The organism is Shewanella sp. 0m-8 (assembly GCF_052977265.1).
Window position 1 is genome coordinate 1 of record NZ_JBRIMB010000057.1, and the last position, 19,070, is coordinate 19,070.

Sequence of the window (19,070 nt, forward strand, 5' to 3'; positions counted from 1 at the left end):
CTAGAACCTAGAACCTAGAACCTAGAACCTAGAACCTAGAACCTAGAACCTAGAACCTAGAACCTAGAACCTAGAACTCGTTAATACTCGAGCTAGATTTTAAAATCATGTATGGAAACAGAAATGGATTATTTATCAGTTAACCAGCAAGGTTGGGATAGGCGTGTACAGACCCACGTTACTTCAGCGTTTTATGATGTCGCAGGTTTTCTTGCGGGTAAGAGTTCACTGCAAGAGATAGAGCTGGCTAACTTAGAGGTTAAAGGTAAAAATCTACTGCATCTGCAATGTCACTTTGGCCTCGATACCTTGTCGTGGGCACGTATGGGCGCCAATGTTACCGGTGTCGATCTATCGCCCGCCGCGATTACTCAGGCGCAGTCACTTGCTGAGCAGACTAAGCTAAATGCGCAGTTTATTTGTAGTGATGTGTATAGCGTGACAGAAAGCATAAGCCAACAGTTTGATCTGGTTTTTACTTCATATGGTGCGATTGTATGGCTACCGGATCTCGATAAGTGGGCGCAAATAATAGCGAGCAAGTTGGTGGCTGGTGGCCAGTTTTATATGGTGGAGTTCCACCCAGCGCAGGCAGTGTTTGAGGGCTATAGCTATTTTCATCAAGATGCGCCCGATATAGAAGATGAAGTGACCTATACCGAGAACGCTAATGACGATACCCATACCTTTATGAGTTGGTCGCACTCGTTGTCTGATGTGATTAACGCGCTGATCAAAGCAGGGCTAGAAATTAACTCGTTAGATGAATTCCCCTTTAGCCCCTATAACTGTTTCGAGGGCTTAACTGAAGAATTGGTCGAAGTGGAACTGCCGCAAGGTTCTGAGCAGCGACAGCGCTATTTTGTTGAGCAAAAAGGGCAGCGTTTGCCGTTAACCTATGCGATATCTGCGACTAAAAAGCGCTAAAAATGGCGGGAAATACCTTATCGGTAAAGGTGTTGGGCACGCTTTTTGAAGTAAAAACAGCGCCAAGAGGCGCTGTTTTCGTATGTTTGAATACTAGAGCGGCAGAATTAGTGGCCTCTTAGCACTGGGTACTTAAGGTATTGATTATCAAAGTATGGGCTTCGCTCATAGAACCAGCGTAACCTTGCCTTGGGGTTTGCGGCAAACTCAGGGTCGTTAAGTGACTTATCAAACTCAGCCAGCAGAGCGGGATCATCCTTTAGCATCTGCGCGGCGAGTGGTTCTACGGCATAGTTTTCAATATATTCGGTACGAGTAAATATCGGATTGAAAAATCCCCACTGGAACAGGGAGTCCGGCGATTGTGGCTCAAGTAGCAATATGGCGAGATCGCCTAAAGGCTGCTTTGTATCGATGCGAACGGTACCAGCAGGTAGCTGGGCGTCTATAGCCTGGCTAGAGACTGTCGCCTTTACACGTTGACGCCCCTCATAATCATTATTGGCAAAGCTTGGCTCGGAAAATTGATATTGTTGTAGCGTGAGTTCTGTTGGTTTGCTTAGTGTCGTCATGCGAATACCGTGAACACTTAAACGCTCGATAACCTCTTGCCACTGTGGTGGAATGTAATAGGCATCAGGACGGTTAACCTTGATATCGGCTTTCGTGCCGCCAATGACAGGCAGGTTGGCATATAGTTTAGGCTCACCGTTCCAGCGCACGATATCGTTACCACTAATAGCGCTTTGCTCTAGCGTGTAGCCAATACCTTTAAAGTCCCAGCCCTGTGCTTGCTGCTCTTGTTGCCAAGTTAAGGTGACTCTAGGTGAATAGCGATATTTGTCCTGCTTAATTGCAGATTTCAGCTTGGTGCTATCGTTGGCAATGGCTTTAAGGCTGGATTCGAGCATCACATAGGTGCCGAGTACCCGTTGTTTAAACGGTTTTAAGCTGTGATTTTCTATTAAAATAGTCGGCAGATGACGCGCATCACCATAACCGTTAGAAAAGCGTGGGCTAGCGTTCCACAATGACATGCCTTTGGTGATGTCTGCATTATCTATCGCAAATACTAATGGTCCAGGCACATGTCCTTGCTCGGTCAATGATGACTCTATGGCGGGGCGGTAGCTGTTTTCTAGCCAGTTGTAGATCGCAGGGCTCTGTCCTTGGGCTAGGTTGTAGCCAAAAGTGACATCGTATTGATAGTCGATGCCGTCGGTAACATGCACGTCGATATACAAGTCTGGCTGCCAAATATTGATCGCCCGTAGCATATGCTGCATCTCTGGGGTGTCGGCTTTGGCGTAATCTCGATTTAGGTTTAAGTTTTGCGCTGTAGTGCGCCAGCCCATATTAACCGGACCTCTTTGATTCACCCGGTTGTATTCGCTTGAGCGTTCGTGACCATCGACACTGAAAATAGGCACAAAGAGTAAGTTGGCCTTATCGAGTAGCTCAGCTTTACCGTTAAACACGATATCGCGTAGCAACATCATGCCTGCATCTTTACCGTCAATTTCGCCAGAGTGGATCCCTGCCTGCACCAGTAAAGTAGGCTTGTTGTTGCTTGATAAGCTTGCTGCATCATCGAAACCCTCTTTTGAGGCGACAATCATCCAGATCTCACGCCCCTGCGGACTCTGTCCAATGCTGACTTTTTTCAGCATATCGCTTTGGCTAATGAGTTTGTCTAACCAGGCAAAGGTTTCGTCATAGCTGGGGCTGGTTTTAAGGCCATTCTGTTCAAAGGGTGTCGCCCAATCAGCATCTGCCGCCACGAGTAAAGACTCGCTATCGCCATGCCAAGGCATGATGGGTGGCAATATCCCATCGTTGATATAGGTGGTGGCTAATTGAGGAGATGCAGCATGGTCGTGGCTGCTGGCTTGGTTAGCCGCAAGGCTGAAGTTACTCGTGCTGACAGCCAATAAGGCGATGGCCGATAAGGGGGTTAAGCGCATGGTCGGGTACCCAATCTTAAGATCTGTTTTGAATTATTATTAGGCGGTTATATTTCCTTAAACGAGTGATAAGTGCAACAGCGCAACTGTTTCTAAATATGAGTTTCAATTGCTTTCAACTTTCGAATGGGTGCAGATATAGATAGGCCTTAGGTTTGAGTGAGGAGCCTAAGGCCTATATATTTATGCGTCGCAGCTAATTTCAAACCATCCGTGATTCAAGTTGCATGGGGAGCGTCGGCCTAGCTGATGGCGACTTCAGTTTCATCTTCAAAAATGGCCTCAATTGGCATTGCAAATAACCGCGCCACCTTAAAAGCTAACGGCAAACTCGGATCATACTTGCCTTTTTCAATGGCATTAACGGTTTGGCGAGAGACTTCGAGTTTGTCTGCCAAGTCGGCTTGGGTCCAGTCGCGCTCAGCTCGGAGCACTTTTAGACGATTCTTCATCGGTAACTGATCCTTCCTTTAATAATGCCGACCATGTAAGTCACAGCGATTAACGCAATGAGGTAGGCGGCATTGAGTGGCGGCACAATACCGCTATTTGCCAATATTGAATAGCTGGAAAAGCTAATAATTGTGACGCCAACCGACAACGCTAAGGCATCGAGCTGCACCTTGCGCTCCATCTCATCGAGCTGTACGAGAAAATGTCGATAAGATACCAACATGGCAATACCGATAAGTGTGTGTATGGAAAATGCTAAGGTGATTAACAAGCCGCTGTTGAGTAATTCATGCTCACTTAAAAAGATGCTTATCATTAATGTGAGCGCCCAAAAGAGCGCTAGTAGATTCACTCTATTGGCATTTTTAAGATCGCGCTTAGGTAAACCCTTGGCGCATATCGCTTCGATGATTTTCATGATTACAGTTCCTTGTGTATTGGCTTTAATATTATCGATGTAAAGCTTGCTTGACTTAAACAGTAGCGGCTTGAAAATCACAAGTCAAGCTTGCTTTACTTTAAGTTTGCTTGGCTTTACACCTTTATTTAGAACGAGTACTGAGGGCACTTGAGGTTGCTATCTAATTTATAAGTGGTTTTAGGAGGTTTTAGACAAAAAAATCCCAGCATAGGCTGGGATCCTTATTAGCGTAAAATACTAAGTTTGACAGTACTTCGCTTATTGTGGCGCTCAAAATTGGGCGCTGGGCTTAAAGCTTATTAAGCGTTAGGGCCGGCATTTTTGATTGAATCCGGTACCTGATACTTCTCGAAGTTAGCCTTAAAGCTGTCAGCAAGGTGCTGAGCAAATTCGGCATACTTAGCTTTATCATCCCACGTGTTGACAGGGTTGAGTAACTTGCTGTCTACGCCAGGGATGGCTACGGGTACATGTAGGTTTAGTTTCTCTAAGTACTCAGTTTCAACGTCTTTTAGCTCACCTGATACGATGGCATCGACAATAGCGCGAGTTGTTGGAATGTCAAAACGCTTACCAATACCGTGTGGACCGCCAGTCCAGCCTGTGTTAACCAGGTAAACTTGACTACCGAAAGACTCGATACGCTTCATCAGTAGCTCAGCATAAACACCTGCTGGGCGTGGGAAGAATGGCGCACCAAAACAGGTTGAGAAAGTCGACTGAATAGCGGCTGTTGAGCCCATCTCAGTAGAACCTACTTTAGCGGTATAACCCGACAAGAAGTGGTAAGCGGCTTGCTCCTTGGTCAGCTTAGATACTGGTGGCAGAACACCTGAAACGTCACAGGTTAAGAACACTACCGCATGTGGCTCTGCGCCGCAGTTATCGAGCTTACGCTGTGCGATATGCTCCAGCGGGTATGCTGCACGGGTGTTTTCTGTCAGTGTTGAATTGGTGTAATCCGGTACACGATTTTCATCGGTGACGACGTTCTCAAGCACGGTACCGAAACGAATCGCATCCCAGATCACTGGCTCGTTCTTCTGGCTCAGATCGATACATTTTGCGTAGCAACCGCCTTCGATATTGAAAACACCGCCGGGTGCCCAACCGTGCTCATCATCACCGATAAGGAAACGCTTAGGATCGGCTGAAAGGGTCGTTTTACCTGTGCCCGATAGACCGAAAAACAGCGTGGTATCGCCATCGCTGCCAACGTTAGCCGAGCAATGCATTGGCAATACGCCCTTAGCGGGTAGCAAGAAGTTCTGTACTGAGAACATCGATTTTTTCATTTCACCAGCATACTTAAGGCCTGCTAACAGGACTTTACGCTCGGCAAAGTTAATAATGACAGTCGCGTCAGAGTGAGTGCCATCGCGCTCAGGAACACACTCAAAACCTGGTGCATTCATGATCTGCCATACTGGCTTGTCGGCCACATTAAATTCTTCAGGTACGATGAATAAGTTGCGAGCAAACAGCTGGTGCCATGCGTATTGAGTGGTGACTTTTACGGGTTGATAGTGCTCTTTGCTTGCGCCGACCTCTAAGTTTGATACAAAGGTATCTTTATCACTCAGGTAAGCTTCTACGCGGTTCCAAAGTGCGGTAAATGCATCGGCTTCGAAAGGTTTGTTTACTGCTCCCCATTCGATATCAGCTTCAGAGCCTGGCTCTTTAACGATAAAGCGGTCATTAGGAGAACGGCCTGAGCGCTCACCCGTCTTTGCAACTAAAGCACCATTAGCGGTCAATTCGCCTTCCCCACGCGCTAACGCAAGTTCGACTAATTGGCCTGTTGAAAGGTTAAGGTACTCGCGGTTTGATCCATCCGGCATAGGTAAGGTCTCCATCTTTAAGGTTATAATTGTGTGCTGATCTATAGCGCCAGCTTTTATTTGTGAGGATTGTAACGTATGCAGATATGAATGTGTGCTCTAGATCAAAAAAAATGACAAAAAGTGATTTTGGAGTGTTTTTTGTTGACATTTTTATAGGCTAGTTAAAATGAATTAGACTTAATTTTGAATATAAAAAAGGCGCTCTTAGAGCACCTTTAATTGGTTGTTTAAACGCGTAAGCTCAACGGTATTTATTGAGTGATATTGCTACTTTGAGCGTCGGCAAAGATGGCTTCAACATCAATAGAGTCAAAGATATATTTGCTATTACAGTATTCACAGCCCATTTCAATTTGACCTTCTTCAGCAAGAATAGAGTCGACCTCTTCTTTTGCTACTGTGCGAATGGCTTTTGCACTGCGCTCTTTTGAACAGGTACATTTGAATGTCACAGCGACAGGTTCAAATAAACGGACTTCTTCTTCGTGATATAAGCGATGCAATATCTCTTCCGCTTCAAGCGTAAACATCTCTTCTTGTTTAACGGTTTCAGTCAGTATTGATAAGTGCTCAAATTCTTCGTTGTGATTGCCATCAGTTGGCAATACTTGCAGGAATATACCCGCAGCTTGCTTAGTGTCGGCAAATAGCTTGATTTTGGTTGGTAGCTGCTCAGATTGTTCGAAATAACCTTCTAAACATTGCGCTAGGGTTTCTTTATCTAGCGCGACAACACCTTGATAACGCTCACCGTCATCAGGCGTTAGTGTGATAACCATATAGCCTTTACCAAACATCTGCTGCAGATTAGCATTGTCGCTAATCTCGCCGTTCCAACGTGATACGCCGCGCAGCTGTTGTAGGTTATTACCGTTGATTACCGCTAACGATACTGGGCCGTCACCTTGCAGTTGGATGCTGATATCACCACTAAACTTTAAGGTCGCGGTTAGTAATGACGTTGACGCCATTAGCTCGCCCAATAGCATTTGGATAGCTAGTGGGTATTCATGCGCTGCAAGTACTTCTTGGTAGCTGCTTTCTAGCTGTACCAATTCGCCGCGTACGCTAGCGTTTTCAAATAGGTAACGATTTAGGTTGTCTTTGTTCATCTGTTCGTTCATCTGTTCGTTCATTTCGTTTTCCAATTTTTAGCTTTCTTTAAAGCGCATAATCTGGCGACGTTGTTTCTTATCCGGCTTCTGTTCGGGAGCGGGATTATTAAGAATATTTAAACGTCTCTGCTCAGCATAGGTTTCTCGCTTGGCTATGCTTTGCGGTGTTTCTTCATAAAGGGTTTGTGCTATCGACCCTTTTTGGCGGTGTTCTGACAATTTGACTATGACAATCTCTTTTTCGTCATAGCCTTGTCGTAATCTAATGGTGGCGCCAAGTTCTGCGTATTTGCTCGATTTTGCTCGCTGACCGTTATAGTGTACTTTACCACCATTAATCATCTCTTTTGAGATGGCGCGCGTTTTATAAAAGCGTGCAGCCCAGAGCCATTTATCAAGCCTTACTTTAATTGCTTGTTGCTCGTCGTCATTCATGAGCGACTCCAGTGAGAAATTAACTATTATAAAGTAGGGTGAGCTCACAAGCTCAGCAGGAATATACAAATCTTTACTGTCTGGCTGGTAAAATAGTGGCAGGCTTCACACCCTTTTTAGGCGCGTAAAGTTAGCATATCCGGTCAATTATCGCCAACATTGCTGCAGTTATGGTCTTGTTGCTAAAAGCAGTGTAGGTTAGCATGAGTCAGGATTTACTAAATTATTATAATCAGAACAGAGACCTGTACAGAGGGTCCACATAAATATGGATTTATTAGATAAGTTTTTAACCAAAGCGGCTGGTGTGCCTCAAAAGCCCGTCAGCACGGCGGTATTTAGCATTGGGCTTTTGATAGCTCTTTACTTATTAGCTCAAATCACATGGAAATTAGTACCTGAGAACTCAGCGACCACGCGCTGGGTACCTACCCCTGTGGCAAGCAATGCTAGCGGCCAAGTCAATATTCTTGGTCTGCAACAACTCTCCCTTTTTGGTCAGCCTGATGCAGCGGGTGCCAAGCCTAAAGCCGCTCCGGTTGAAGAAATTATTACCGATGCCCCTAAAACATCACTTTCTATTCAGCTGACTGGTGTCGTGGCCTCGACGACTGAAAAGAAAGGGTTAGCGGTTATCGCCTCTAGTGGTAGTCAAGACACTTACGGCTTAGGTGACAAGATTAAAGGGACTTCAGCCTCACTCAAAGAGGTGTATGCCGACCGCATTATTATTACCAATAGTGGTCGTTACGAGACCTTGATGCTAGACGGTTTGGATTACGATACCAACGGCGCAGCGAATCAACAGTTGCAAAAAGCCAAGAGTGCATCTAAAGGTAAAACTATCGATAATCGCAATAATCGCACGGTAGCTGCTGAATTGAGTCAATCCAGAGAAGCCATTTTGGCCGATCCGGGTAAGATAACCGACTATTTATCAATTTCGCCAGTGAAGAGCGCTGGAGAGCTGAGTGGGTATAGGCTTAATCCGGGTAAAGATCGAGAACTGTTTAAGCAGGCTGGTTTTAAAGCCAATGATTTAGCCAAATCAATTAATGGCTATGACTTGACTGATATGGGGCAGGCGCTAGAAGTGATGGCGCAGTTACCTGAAATGACAGAAGTCGCCTTAATGGTTGAGCGAGATGGTCAGTTAGTCGAAATTATGTTTAGTCTGCCAGAGTAATCTTGGCCGAAGATAACAATAGAATTTGCAGTAATACAAAATTTTAGTTTGCCGCAACGAAAGGGTTTAGGGGAAGTATAACAATGAATAATAAGCGGATTAGACGCAGACTAATCGCCGGTATGGTGATGGGGGCTTCTTTATTGGCGCCTCAACTTGCTTGGTCTGAGCAATATGCGGCTAACTTTAAAGGCACTGATATTCAAGAGTTTATCAATATTGTTGGTAAAAACTTGGACCGGACAATTATTGTCGACCCTACCGTTCGTGGCAAAATAAACGTTCGTAGTTACGATCTACTTACCGACGAACAATACTACCAATTCTTTCTCAATGTATTGCAAGTCTATGGTTATGCGGTTGTCGAAATGGACAACAACATCATCAAGGTGATTAAAGATAAAGATGCTAAGACGGCAGCTATCCGTGTTGCCGATGATAATGCACCAGGACTCGGCGACGAGATGGTGACGCGTATTGTCGCCCTTTATAACACCGAAGCTAAGCAGCTTGCCCCTTTGCTTAGGCAGCTTAACGATAATGCCGGTGGCGGTAACGTAGTTAACTACGATCCTTCAAACGTATTGATGCTTTCTGGCCGTGCGGCTGTGGTGAATAAGTTAGTCGAAATTGTTCGTCGTGTTGATAAGCAAGGTGACACCGCTGTTGAAGTGGTAAAACTGGAATTCGCATCAGCGGGTGAAATTGTTCGTATCATCGATACCCTTTATCGCTCTACTGCAAACCAAGCGCAGATGCCGGGTCAGGCGCCAAAAGTTGTAGCGGACGAGCGTATCAATGCCGTCGTCGTGAGTGGCGATGAAAAAAGCCGTGAGCGTGTGGTTAAACTCATTAAAAAACTGGATGCTGAACAAGCAAACAGTGGCAACACTAAGGTGCGTTACTTACGTTACGCTAATGCAGAAGACTTAGTTGAAGTGCTAACGGGCTTTGCTGAGCAGCTTGTTGATGACAAGGGCGCGCCTCAAGGCGGTGGCAGTAAGCGTCGTAACGAAATCAATATTATGGCGCATGCCGATACCAATGCTTTGGTGATCAGTGCCGAGCCAGATCAGATGCGCACCATTGAAAGCGTCATCAATCAGCTCGATATTCGCCGCGCACAGGTGCTCGTTGAAGCGATTATCGTTGAGGTCGGAGAAGGCGATGATGTTGGCTTTGGCATTCAGTGGGCGACAGAAGCTGGCGGTGGAACTCAGTTTAATAACTTAGGTCCTACCATTGGTGAAATTGGTGCAGGTATTTGGCAGGCGCAAGGGGAAGAGGGATCAACCGTTTGTGACGGCACTATTTGTACCGAGAACCCAGATACCCGAGGCGACATCACTTTACTTGCGCAAGCACTGGGTAAGGTCAACGGTATGGCGTGGGGTGTGGCGATGGGCGACTTTGGCGCCTTGATCCAAGCCGTTTCAAGCGATACTAAGTCAAATGTATTGGCAACACCTTCAATTACCACGCTTGATAACCAAGAAGCCTCATTTATCGTCGGTGATGAAGTGCCTATTCTTACCGGTAGCCAAAACTCCAGTAATGGTAACAGCAACCCATTCCAAACCGTTGAACGTAAAGAGGTGGGCGTTAAGCTTAAAGTGGTACCACAAATCAACGAAGGAACCTCGGTTAAGCTAACGATTGAACAGGAAGTGTCTGGCATCAATGGTAAAACCGGTGTCGACGTGACGTTTGCTACTCGCCGTTTAACGACAACCGTGATGGCAGATTCTGGCCAAATTGTGGTGCTTGGTGGTTTGATTAAAGAAGAAGTACAAGAGTCGGTGCAAAAGGTACCATTCCTGGGCGATCTTCCTATTATTGGTCATCTGTTTAAGTCGTCTTCTAGCGGTAAGAAAAAAACCAACTTGATGGTATTTATTAAGCCAACGATTATTCGTGATGGTATCACTATGGAAGGTATTGCTGGGCGTAAGTACAACTACTTCCGCGCATTGCAGCTTGAGCAGCAAGAGCGTGGCGTTAACTTAATGCCAAATACCGATGTGCCCATTCTCGAAGAGTGGGATCAAGAAGCGTATCTACCCGATGATGTTAACGAAGTACTAAATCGTTACAAAGCAGGTAAAGGCTTAGACACTAAGATGCGTCAAACCGACCCGACACTTAAGAGCATCTCTGATAGTAAAGACGCTGATAGCGGCAAACAAACTACCGATGCTGAAACCGTGACAGATAAAGAATCCGCAGATGAGTGAGAGTCAAATTCAAGCCGATGAAGATCTAGCAAAAGTGTCTAACGAGCTTGGGCTAGTATCTGAACAAGAGGCCGATCTGGTCTTTCATTCAAATAGCAAAGAGCGTTTGCCATTTGCCTTCGCACACCGTTTTAAAGTGGCATTGGCGACTGATGAAGGTGAATTATCGCTATATCATGCGCAAAGCACACCGTTGAGCGCCTTGCTTGAGGTGCGCCGTTATTGCGGTAAAGAGTTACCGCTTATTCAGCTTGAAGATGCTGCGTTTGAGTCGCGTTTAACTCAAGTTTATCAGGCTAACTCCTCTGAAGCGCAACAGATGATGGAAGATATTGGCAATGAGATGGATCTATTCACTCTTGCCGAAGAGTTGCCACAAACTGAAGACTTGTTAGAGGGCGATGATGATGCGCCGATTATTAAGTTAATTAACGCATTATTATCTGAGGCTATCAAAGAAGAAGCGTCAGATATTCATATCGAAACCTACGAGAAGCAGTTAATTGTACGCTTCCGTGTTGACGGTATTTTGAAAGAAGTCCTCAAGCCGAATCGTAAACTTTCATCTTTGTTAGTATCGCGTATTAAAGTGATGGCGCGTCTAGATATTGCAGAGAAGCGCGTACCACAAGATGGGCGTATTTCACTGCGTATTGCTGGCCGTGCGGTAGACGTACGTGTATCGACTATGCCATCAAGTCATGGTGAGCGAGTGGTGTTGCGTCTTCTCGACAAAAATGCCGGTAATTTAGATTTAGAGCAGCTGGGTATGACGGAGTCTGTGCGTCATAAGTTTGATGAACTTATTCGTAGACCACATGGCATTATTTTGGTGACCGGTCCAACGGGTTCGGGTAAAAGTACCACGCTGTACGCAGGTCTGACTGAACTTAATTCAAAAGACACCAACATTCTTACGGTTGAAGACCCAATAGAATATGAGCTTGAAGGCATTGGTCAAACTCAAGTTAACACTAAAGTGGATATGACCTTCGCCCGTGGCTTACGTGCTATTTTGCGTCAAGATCCTGATGTGGTGATGATTGGTGAAATCCGAGATCTTGAAACCGCGCAGATTGCCGTTCAGGCATCGCTAACAGGCCATATGGTTATCTCAACCTTGCATACCAATACTGCATCGGGCGCGATTACCCGTTTGCAAGATATGGGTGTCGAGCCTTTCCTGGTTTCTTCAAGTTTACTCGGCGTACTCGCTCAGCGTCTTATTCGTACTCTGTGCCCAAGCTGTAAAGAGGCGCACATACCAGATGATCGTGAAAGAGAGTTGTTAGGTATTACCGGTGACGATACACGGGTTATTTTCCGTGCCAAGGGATGTTTGGCATGTGGTCACAATGGCTACCGTGGCCGTACGGGTATTCATGAGTTATTAACTGTCGATGATACCGTACGTGAACTTATCCATACTGGTCGAGGCGAGCTCGCTATCGAGAAACACATTCGTCAATCAGTGCCGAGCATTCGTCATGACGGTATGAGTAAAGTGCTTGCGGGTAAAACGACCCTTGAAGAAGTGCTGCGTGTCACTCGAGAGGAGTAAGCGATGCCAGCATTTGAATACAAAGCATTAGATAAAACCGGTAAACAGCAAAAGGGTGTGGTCGAGGCCGATACGGCAAGACATGCCCGAACGCAGTTAAGAGAACAGCGCTTAATGCCACTGGAAATTACCCCGGTGGTAGACAAAGAGAGTAAAGCCAAATCAGCAGGCTTAAGCTTTTTAAAGCGTGGTATCTCTACGGCAGAGCTGGCACTCATTACTCGCCAAATTGCCACCTTGGTAGCAGCAGGCTTACCCGTTGAAGAAGCGTTAAAAGCGGTGGGTCAACAGTGTGAGAAAGACCGCTTAGCTAGCATGATTATGGCAGTTCGCTCGCGAGTGGTAGAGGGTTATAGCCTCGCTGACTCGATGGCAGAGTTCCCGCATATTTTTGATGAGCTATATCGCGCTATGGTCGCGTCTGGCGAAAAGTCGGGCCATTTAGAAGTGGTTTTGAATCGCCTTGCTGACTACACCGAGCGTCGTCAACAGCTCAAAAGTAAAATGACCCAGGCGATGATTTATCCTATCGTGCTGACCGTGGTCGCCATCGGTGTTATTGCCATCTTGCTTGCAGCGGTTGTTCCGCAGGTTGTTGGTCAGTTTGAACATATGGGGCAAGAGTTACCTTGGACGACCGAGCTATTGATTGCATCGTCTGACTTTATCCGAGATTACGGACTGGTTGTATTGGTCGCGATTGTTGGTCTGTTCTTTATTGCTAAACGTTTGCTGGTCTCCCCTAAAAATCGCATGAAATACGACAGTATGTTGCTGCGTTTACCAGTGATCAGTAAAGTGAGTAAGAGTCTTAACACGGCGCGTTTTGCGCGAACCTTAAGTATTTTGACCGCAAGTTCAGTGCCTCTGCTTGATGCAATGCGCATTGCCAGTGACGTGCTGGTCAATGTTAAGGTTAAAACGGCTGTTGAGGATGCGACCCTACGGGTTCGAGAAGGTACAAGTTTGGGCACGGCGCTTGCCAATACCAAACTTTTTCCGCCCATGATGCTCTATATGATTACCTCAGGTGAAAAAAGTGGCCAGCTTGAGCAGATGCTTGAGCGTGCTGCCGATAACCAAGACCGAGAGTTTGAGTCCAATGTGACTATCGCTTTAGGGGTGTTCGAACCTATGTTAGTTGTTAGCATGGCTGCTGTGGTTCTATTTATTGTTCTTGCTATTCTTCAGCCAATTTTAGCGCTGAATAATATGATTAGTGGTTAATACTCACTGTTAGTGGCAACTCGCTTGTCACTGAAGTTGTGATTTTTTTAGTTTAAGGAATTTGTTAATGCAAACACGTAATAAGCAACAAGGTTTTACCCTATTAGAAGTGATGGTGGTGATTGTTATTCTAGGTATTTTGGCCTCTATGGTGGTACCTAATTTGATGGGTAACAAAGATAAAGCTGACCAGCAGAAAGCGGTTTCAGATATTGTTGCATTAGAAAATGCCTTGGACATGTACAAGTTGGATAACAGTGTGTACCCAACGACTGAACAAGGTCTTGAAGCATTAGTGCAAAAGCCAACAATTTCTCCAGAGCCACGTAACTACCGTGCAGACGGTTATGTTAAGCGTCTACCACAAGATCCATGGCGCAATGACTACCTGCTATTGAGCCCAGGTGAAAACGGTAAGTTAGATATCTTCAGTACGGGACCAGACGGTCAAGCCGGTACAGAAGATGATATCGGTAACTGGAATCTGCAAAATTTCCAATAAAATGAACACGCCGCGAGTTAACCTAGCGCGCCAAACGGGCTTCACCTTAATGGAGGTGTTGCTCGTTGTTTTGCTTATGGGGCTTGCTGCGACTGCAGTCACCTTAGGCATGGGTGGTGCCAGCAAAGAAAAAGCGCTGGAGCGAACCGCGCTGCAGTTCATGATGTCCACTGAAATGGTGCTAGATGAAACCGTCCTAAGCGGTCATTTCATCGGTATTGTTATAGAAGACACCGGTTACAAATATGTCTATTACGATGAAGGAAAGTGGAAGCCATTAGCGCAAGACAGGTTGCTTGCTGAGCGTGAGATGGAGCCAGGTGTTGAATTGGTTTTAGTGCTCGATGGCTTGCCTTTAGTGCAAGAAGATGAAGAGCAAGACTCTTGGTTTGATGAACCACTTATTGAAAAGTCTGAAGACGACAAAAAGAAGTTCCCTGAGCCACAAATCTTACTATTTCCCAGTGGTGAGATGAGCGCATTTGAGCTGTCTTTTGTGAGTGAAGATGAGATGAAGCAAGATATCGAGGTGGTGGTGTTTGGTGATGCCCTCGGACGCTTGCGAATGGGCTTTGAAGATGAAGAAGTCTTATGACTAGGTTGAATAAGCAAAAAGGCATGACCTTGCTAGAGGTGATTGTCGCTTTAGCAGTGTTTTCCATTGCTGCAGTATCAATCACTAAAAGCCTAGGCGAACAGATCGCCAATATGCCTATTTTAGAAGAACGCACCATGGCGCAATGGGTGGCTCATAACCAGATGGTTGATGCCAGACTCGAGACTAAGTTTCCCGAAATTGGTCGCAAAGACGGTCAAGTAGAGTTAGCCAATCAAGACTGGTATTGGCGTAAAGAGGTCGTTAAAACGACCGATGATAATTTTAGAATGATCCGTATAAGTATCAGCGATGATGAACGATTTTCGCGAACCATCGCTGAAGTGAGCAGTTATGTGCTTAAAGCAGATTAAAACTCAGCGGGGCTTTACCTTGTTAGAGATGCTCATCGCCATCGCTATTTTTGCGATGCTAGGTTTGGCTGCCAATACTGTGTTGAGTACCGTGATGAAAAACGATACCGCAACCAGAGAGTTTGCCACCAAGTTAAAGGCGATGCAGCAAGGTTTTGGGGTGATTGAACGCGATCTAAACCAAATGGTAGCGCGAACACCAAGATTGCTTGAGGGTGGGCGAGGTACAACGGTTTTCCAGACCGGCAGCAATATGCTCGACTCGGAATCTGAGTCGTTGGTATTTTTTCGCTTAGGTTGGTTAAATCCTGATGGCTTATTGCCAAGAGGAAGTTTGCAGTCGGTCGCTTATGTGGTGATTGACGGGCAACTACAGCGTTGGTATTACCCTTATCCAGAGCCTGAAATTGGCGCCGAGCCGATTAAAACCGTGATTATGGATAAGGTCATTTCAGTTGAATACGCCTTTTTCGCAGATGATAAGTGGGAGCGTAAGACCGACGCAACTAAATTACCCAAAGCGATCGCAATGGAAATTGAATTTGAAGATATTGGTAAAGTTCAACGTAAATTCTTAGTGCCGACGGGAGCGCTTGCTGGAAGTAATGACGACACTAGCAATGCTGGTAACGATCAATCGGTACCCGATGGCAACCGAGATAATGGTAAAGAGCAAGATGGCAAAGGGCCGGGAGAATAAGCATGCGCAATAAACAAGGTGGCGTGGCCCTTATCGTTGTGCTCTTGATTGTGGCCATGGTTGCGATTATTGCTACCAATATTACCTCTCGTAATCAGCTGTCGGTTAGGCGCACATTGAACATGGCGCAGTATGACCAAGCTTTTTGGTATGCGATTTCCGCTGAAGAGATCGCAAAAAAGGTACTGAAACAAGACTTAGAAGATTCAGACACGGTAAATTTACAGCAGTACTGGGCATTGGCTGATGTGATATTTCCAGCAGAAAAGGGCGAAATAGCCGGTAAAATTAGCGATATGCGATCTTGTTTTAACGTTAACTCGTTATCTGCGCCTAGTGAGAAAGTTGAGAATGGTCAACCTAAAATGCCACTCCCCGCGGTGCAATTTAAAGGTTTGCTGGTCGCGCTGGGAATGGACGAATTCGCTGCGGAGCGATTAGCACAGACGGCTAAAGACTATATCGATGAAGATCAGACGGCAGGGCCATATGGCGCAGAAGATGCCGAGTATGAGTCACGTAATGTGCCTTATCGAGCAGCGAATACCTTGATGAGTCATAAGAGTGAGCTGCGAGCTGTGATGGGCTTTACCCAGGATATTTACCTTAAACTTGCACCTTACGTATGTGCGATCCCGGGCAATACGACGCAGGTTTTGAACGTCAATACCGTCCCTGTAGAGCAAGCAGCGTTAATCGCAGGTATGTTAGATAATAAAATTTCCGTTGGTGAGGCTGAAAGTATTATCAATCAGCGACCGCTCGATGGCTACGATAAGATTGATGAGTTTTGGGAAAATTCTTCAATCGCGTCTTTAGCAGGTGATGCCAAACTCAAATCGAGTTTTGGGGTAACGAGTAAGTACTTTTTGCTCGAAGCTGGGGCCAAAGTGGATACCGCTGTATTTAGATTAGAAAGCGTGCTGTACGGCGACAGTAAAAAATTAGAAGTGTTATCCCGCCAATTTGGTGGGCAAAAATAACAACAGTCCTTTAATAACGTTAAAGAGACGCGTGGAGATAACTCAGTGAGTGAAAGACTATTTATCCGTTTAGGACAAACTGCCGAGCAGCCTTGCTCTTGGCTTGTTTGGTCTGAGCAGGAACAAGAAATTATAGGTTCTGGCGAGCTTAGCGATGCCAGTGCACTATCGACTCTTACTGAAAGAGCAGGTAATCGTGCGGTTGACGTATTAGTGCCTGCCTCAAGCATTACATTGACGCAAGTTGAGCTGCCAGAAAAAAGTCAGCGCCAAGCGGTAAAGGCATTGCCTTTTATGCTAGAAGAGAACCTTGCTCAAAATGTTGATGAGTTGCACTTTGTGACGGGGCCGCGAGAGGGTGATGCCTTAAGTATCGCTGTTGTCGCACACGAACAGATGCAAGCTTGGATAGAGTGGCTTAGTGATGCAGGGCTGAAGGCTAAATGTATCGTACCAGATTGCTTGGCTTTGCCATTGGCTGAGTGTGACTGGGCTGCGATGAGTTTTGGCAAAGAGGTTTTAGTGCGTACCGGTGAAGGTAGCGGAGTCAGTTTGAGCCAAAGCTGGCTTGATGTGGCCTTGCCGCAACTGCTGAGCGCAACGAACAGCACACCAGTGTCTGTTGCGGGTTATACCGAACTGCAATTCGCGGGCACCGACGTCAAAGTTCAGCCGCTAGACCTGCCTATGTTAGTACTGGCTAGAGGTATTTTGAATGCGCCGATGAATCTACTTTCTGGCGTTTATAAGCCAAAGAAAGAGTACGGTAAACATCTAACGTTATGGCGTAATACAGCGATCGCATTTATTGTGATTATTGTTTTGGCATTAGTGAATAAAGGCCTCAATATTCATCAAATGAATAGCGATGCCGATGCACTGCAGGTGCAAAGCGAGCAGATTTATAAGCAAGTGGTGCCTGGTAGCTCGCGTGTAGTGAACTTGCGTTCGCAGATGGAAAGCTATGTACGTACCCTTCAAGGTGGTGGCAGTGGTAGCGAATTCTTTGTCATGTTAAGCGGTATGAAAGATGCGTTTGCGCAAGTACCAGAGCTTAAGCCGACAACATTGCGCTTTGACAGTAACCGCAATGAAATTCGCATGCAGGTCACAGCCAAGAACTATGAGCAGATTGAAAAGTTTAAAGAGATCATTGCGCGTTCTTACAAGCTTGATGGTGGTGCGATGAATAGCGGTGAATCTCAAGTCACCAGCACCTTAACCATAAGGAGCAAATAAGATGGAAAACTTTAAAGCTTGGTGGGGTGGGTTAGTACTACGCGAGCAGCAGATGGTTGCAGCTTGTGGTGTGGTATTGGTCATCGGTATTTTGTATTGGGGTGTATGGACCCCTATCGCTAATGCGGAAGCTGAAGCAGAGCGTAGGCTAGAGGGCCAACAAAGCACGCTAAACTACGTTAAGCAAACCGCCAACCGTATTGCAGGGCTGAAGCAAAGCGGCAGTAGTAACGCATTTAGAGGTAGCTTGAGTGCGGCGGTTAACCAAACCGCTAGTGCATTTGGACTCACCATTACTCGAATGCAGCCACAAGGAAATAAAATTCAAGTGTGGATGGATGAAGTGCCTTTCGATACCTTGCTAAATTATTTGAATGAATTGGTACAGAAAAAGGGATTATCGTTAGAAAGTTTAGACTTAGCCGAGTCTGACACCCCAGGTTACGTTAATGTTCGTCGTATTCAGCTGTCCAAGTAAGGTGTTGTAGTGAAATTAGCAAAAAAGATCGCACTGGGCTTTGTAGTCTACTTAGTATTTTTAGTGGTGCTATTTCCGGCCAGTGTTGCTGTAAAGCTGGCCCCCTTGCCAAAAGATGTAGCTATTAGTGGGGTGTCTGGCACGATTTGGGCGGGCAGTCTTGCAACGCTGAGTGTGCAAAAACGCCAGGTGGAAATGATAACGTGGGACCTGAATATTTGGTCGTTGCTAACGGGAACCGTTAAGGCCGATGTGGTGATTGGTAGCCGTGCAAGTGCGGTTAACGGTAAAGGTACCATAGCTTATTCAATGTCAGGACTCGACGCCTCAGGCTTAAGATTTGAAGCGCCAAGCAGCTTTTTGTTAGGACGCACTAACTTACCTTTTAGAACTAAAGTTAACGGCGACTTAAGTGTACTGGTCGACAACTTTGAGCAAGGTTTGCCTTGGTGCGAACAGCTATCGGGTAAGTTGTTTTTAAACCAAGTGAATGTCACTAACCAGTTTGGTAAATATCCATTGGGTGATATTGCGCTAGGCCTAGCCTGTCTCGATGGTAAAATTGAATTGACCACTGATGAGAAGCTAAATGGGTTAGGTTTGGACGGTACAATTGTACTGGCGGATCAAAAAATGGTGCAAGTGAACGCCAAAATTCGCGAAGTGAATACCCAGCCGGATGACTTGAAAAAGGCGCTATCTTTCTTAGGCAAGAAGGACAGCCAAGGTTACTACCCGATCACTTATCAAGGTCGCTTACCTATTTAGTTCAACTATTTTGTTAATAGTAAAAGGCGCCTAATTGGCGCCTTTTCTGTTCTCAGCCCTAAAC

General features: G+C 45.8%; 19 protein-coding genes. 13 read left to right on the top strand and 6 right to left on the bottom strand.

Going from position 1 to position 19,070, the window contains the following annotated elements; all coding sequences use genetic code 11:
• Positions 1-123: 123 nt before the first annotated feature.
• A complete protein-coding gene (locus tag ACVBIO_RS19035; RefSeq protein ID WP_447161072.1) occupies positions 124-927 on the top strand; it encodes a class I SAM-dependent methyltransferase in 804 nt (267 codons plus the stop codon).
• A 107-nt stretch (positions 928-1,034) separates the two neighbouring features.
• Here the strand turns inward: ACVBIO_RS19035 and ACVBIO_RS19040 are convergent, their stop codons facing one another.
• The 6 genes from ACVBIO_RS19040 to hslR form a co-directional block, all read right to left on the bottom strand.
• Positions 1,035-2,891, bottom strand: coding sequence for a M14 family metallopeptidase (locus ACVBIO_RS19040; protein WP_447164598.1), 1,857 nt, complete (start codon positions 2,889-2,891; stop codon positions 1,035-1,037).
• Positions 2,892-3,133: 242 nt separating this feature from the next.
• Positions 3,134-3,343 carry a helix-turn-helix transcriptional regulator gene (locus ACVBIO_RS19045; RefSeq protein WP_447161074.1) on the bottom strand — a complete coding sequence of 70 codons (210 nt, stop codon included), beginning with the start codon at positions 3,341-3,343 and terminating at the stop codon, positions 3,134-3,136.
• Positions 3,340-3,762, bottom strand: coding sequence for a hypothetical protein (locus ACVBIO_RS19050; protein ID WP_439268082.1), 423 nt, complete (start codon positions 3,760-3,762; stop codon positions 3,340-3,342). Before ACVBIO_RS19050 ends, ACVBIO_RS19045 begins: the two co-directional genes overlap by 4 nt.
• A 302-nt stretch (positions 3,763-4,064) precedes the next feature.
• On the bottom strand, positions 4,065-5,606 hold the full coding sequence (locus tag ACVBIO_RS19055; RefSeq protein ID WP_447161076.1) for a phosphoenolpyruvate carboxykinase: 1,542 nt from the start codon (positions 5,604-5,606) through the stop codon (positions 4,065-4,067).
• 254 nt (positions 5,607-5,860) lie between these two features.
• Positions 5,861-6,721 (bottom strand): Hsp33 family molecular chaperone HslO, encoded by an 861-nt coding sequence (gene hslO / locus ACVBIO_RS19060; protein ID WP_447164606.1) that lies wholly within the window; start codon positions 6,719-6,721, stop codon positions 5,861-5,863.
• A gap of 39 nt (positions 6,722-6,760) precedes the next feature.
• Positions 6,761-7,159, bottom strand: a complete 399-nt coding sequence (hslR, locus tag ACVBIO_RS19065; protein ID WP_447161077.1) for a ribosome-associated heat shock protein Hsp15 — start codon at positions 7,157-7,159, stop codon at positions 6,761-6,763.
• Positions 7,160-7,427: 268 nt separating this feature from the next.
• Between hslR and gspC the strand changes: the two genes are divergently transcribed.
• The 12 genes from gspC to ACVBIO_RS19125 all read left to right on the top strand — a co-directional run bounded on the left by gspC (position 7,428) and on the right by ACVBIO_RS19125 (position 19,006).
• Complete coding sequence (gene gspC / locus ACVBIO_RS19070) at positions 7,428-8,345, top strand: type II secretion system protein GspC (RefSeq protein ID WP_447161078.1); 918 nt, start codon at positions 7,428-7,430, stop codon at positions 8,343-8,345.
• 83 nt (positions 8,346-8,428) lie between these two features.
• The gene (gene gspD / locus ACVBIO_RS19075; RefSeq protein WP_447161079.1) at positions 8,429-10,579 is read left to right on the top strand and encodes a type II secretion system secretin GspD; all 2,151 of its coding nucleotides are present in this window, start codon (positions 8,429-8,431) and stop codon (positions 10,577-10,579) included.
• The gene (gspE, locus tag ACVBIO_RS19080; RefSeq protein ID WP_447161080.1) at positions 10,572-12,140 is read left to right on the top strand and encodes a type II secretion system ATPase GspE; all 1,569 of its coding nucleotides are present in this window, start codon (positions 10,572-10,574) and stop codon (positions 12,138-12,140) included. Before gspD ends, gspE begins: the two co-directional genes overlap by 8 nt.
• A gap of 3 nt (positions 12,141-12,143) precedes the next feature.
• Complete coding sequence (gene gspF, locus ACVBIO_RS19085) at positions 12,144-13,367, top strand: type II secretion system inner membrane protein GspF (protein WP_447161081.1); 1,224 nt, start codon at positions 12,144-12,146, stop codon at positions 13,365-13,367.
• A 67-nt stretch (positions 13,368-13,434) separates the two neighbouring features.
• Positions 13,435-13,869: a type II secretion system major pseudopilin GspG gene (gene gspG, locus ACVBIO_RS19090; RefSeq protein WP_447161082.1), complete on the top strand. Its 435-nt coding sequence runs from the start codon at positions 13,435-13,437 to the stop codon at positions 13,867-13,869.
• A gap of 1 nt (position 13,870) precedes the next feature.
• On the top strand, positions 13,871-14,464 hold the full coding sequence (gene gspH, locus ACVBIO_RS19095; protein WP_447164600.1) for a type II secretion system minor pseudopilin GspH: 594 nt from the start codon (positions 13,871-13,873) through the stop codon (positions 14,462-14,464).
• Between the two features lie 5 nt (positions 14,465-14,469).
• Positions 14,470-14,838: a type II secretion system minor pseudopilin GspI gene (gene gspI / locus ACVBIO_RS19100; protein WP_447161105.1), complete on the top strand. Its 369-nt coding sequence runs from the start codon at positions 14,470-14,472 to the stop codon at positions 14,836-14,838.
• Positions 14,819-15,538 carry a type II secretion system minor pseudopilin GspJ gene (gspJ, locus tag ACVBIO_RS19105; RefSeq protein WP_447161084.1) on the top strand — a complete coding sequence of 240 codons (720 nt, stop codon included), beginning with the start codon at positions 14,819-14,821 and terminating at the stop codon, positions 15,536-15,538. The genes gspI and gspJ overlap by 20 nt, the downstream gene beginning before the upstream one ends.
• A 2-nt stretch (positions 15,539-15,540) precedes the next feature.
• The gene (gspK, locus tag ACVBIO_RS19110; RefSeq protein WP_447161085.1) at positions 15,541-16,521 is read left to right on the top strand and encodes a type II secretion system minor pseudopilin GspK; all 981 of its coding nucleotides are present in this window, start codon (positions 15,541-15,543) and stop codon (positions 16,519-16,521) included.
• Between the two features lie 45 nt (positions 16,522-16,566).
• The gene (gene gspL, locus ACVBIO_RS19115; RefSeq protein WP_447161086.1) at positions 16,567-17,760 is read left to right on the top strand and encodes a type II secretion system protein GspL; all 1,194 of its coding nucleotides are present in this window, start codon (positions 16,567-16,569) and stop codon (positions 17,758-17,760) included.
• A 1-nt stretch (position 17,761) separates the two neighbouring features.
• Entirely contained in the window at positions 17,762-18,238 is a 477-nt protein-coding gene (locus ACVBIO_RS19120) for a type II secretion system protein M (RefSeq protein ID WP_447161087.1), read from the top strand.
• A 9-nt stretch (positions 18,239-18,247) separates the two neighbouring features.
• A complete protein-coding gene (locus ACVBIO_RS19125; protein WP_447161088.1) occupies positions 18,248-19,006 on the top strand; it encodes a type II secretion system protein N in 759 nt (252 codons plus the stop codon).
• Positions 19,007-19,070: the final 64 nt, after the last annotated feature.

What these genes read in the sequence shown, in the direction of transcription:
- ACVBIO_RS19035 (WP_447161072.1), top strand. Translation starts at nt 124, where the DNA reads ATGGATTATTTATCAGTTAACCAGCAAGGTTGGGATAGGCGTGTACAG.
- ACVBIO_RS19040 (WP_447164598.1), bottom strand. Translation starts at nt 2,891, where the DNA reads ATGCGCTTAACCCCCTTATCGGCCATCGCCTTATTGGCTGTCAGCACG.
- ACVBIO_RS19045 (WP_447161074.1), bottom strand. Translation starts at nt 3,343, where the DNA reads ATGAAGAATCGTCTAAAAGTGCTCCGAGCTGAGCGCGACTGGACCCAA.
- ACVBIO_RS19050 (WP_439268082.1), bottom strand. Translation starts at nt 3,762, where the DNA reads ATGAAAATCATCGAAGCGATATGCGCCAAGGGTTTACCTAAGCGCGAT.
- ACVBIO_RS19055 (WP_447161076.1), bottom strand. Translation starts at nt 5,606, where the DNA reads ATGCCGGATGGATCAAACCGCGAGTACCTTAACCTTTCAACAGGCCAA.
- hslO (WP_447164606.1), bottom strand. Translation starts at nt 6,721, where the DNA reads ATGAACAAAGACAACCTAAATCGTTACCTATTTGAAAACGCTAGCGTA.
- hslR (WP_447161077.1), bottom strand. Translation starts at nt 7,159, where the DNA reads ATGAATGACGACGAGCAACAAGCAATTAAAGTAAGGCTTGATAAATGG.
- gspC (WP_447161078.1), top strand. Translation starts at nt 7,428, where the DNA reads ATGGATTTATTAGATAAGTTTTTAACCAAAGCGGCTGGTGTGCCTCAA.
- gspD (WP_447161079.1), top strand. Translation starts at nt 8,429, where the DNA reads ATGAATAATAAGCGGATTAGACGCAGACTAATCGCCGGTATGGTGATG.
- gspE (WP_447161080.1), top strand. Translation starts at nt 10,572, where the DNA reads ATGAGTGAGAGTCAAATTCAAGCCGATGAAGATCTAGCAAAAGTGTCT.
- gspF (WP_447161081.1), top strand. Translation starts at nt 12,144, where the DNA reads ATGCCAGCATTTGAATACAAAGCATTAGATAAAACCGGTAAACAGCAA.
- gspG (WP_447161082.1), top strand. Translation starts at nt 13,435, where the DNA reads ATGCAAACACGTAATAAGCAACAAGGTTTTACCCTATTAGAAGTGATG.
- gspH (WP_447164600.1), top strand. Translation starts at nt 13,871, where the DNA reads ATGAACACGCCGCGAGTTAACCTAGCGCGCCAAACGGGCTTCACCTTA.
- gspJ (WP_447161084.1), top strand. Translation starts at nt 14,819, where the DNA reads ATGTGCTTAAAGCAGATTAAAACTCAGCGGGGCTTTACCTTGTTAGAG.
- gspK (WP_447161085.1), top strand. Translation starts at nt 15,541, where the DNA reads ATGCGCAATAAACAAGGTGGCGTGGCCCTTATCGTTGTGCTCTTGATT.
- ACVBIO_RS19120 (WP_447161087.1), top strand. Translation starts at nt 17,762, where the DNA reads ATGGAAAACTTTAAAGCTTGGTGGGGTGGGTTAGTACTACGCGAGCAG.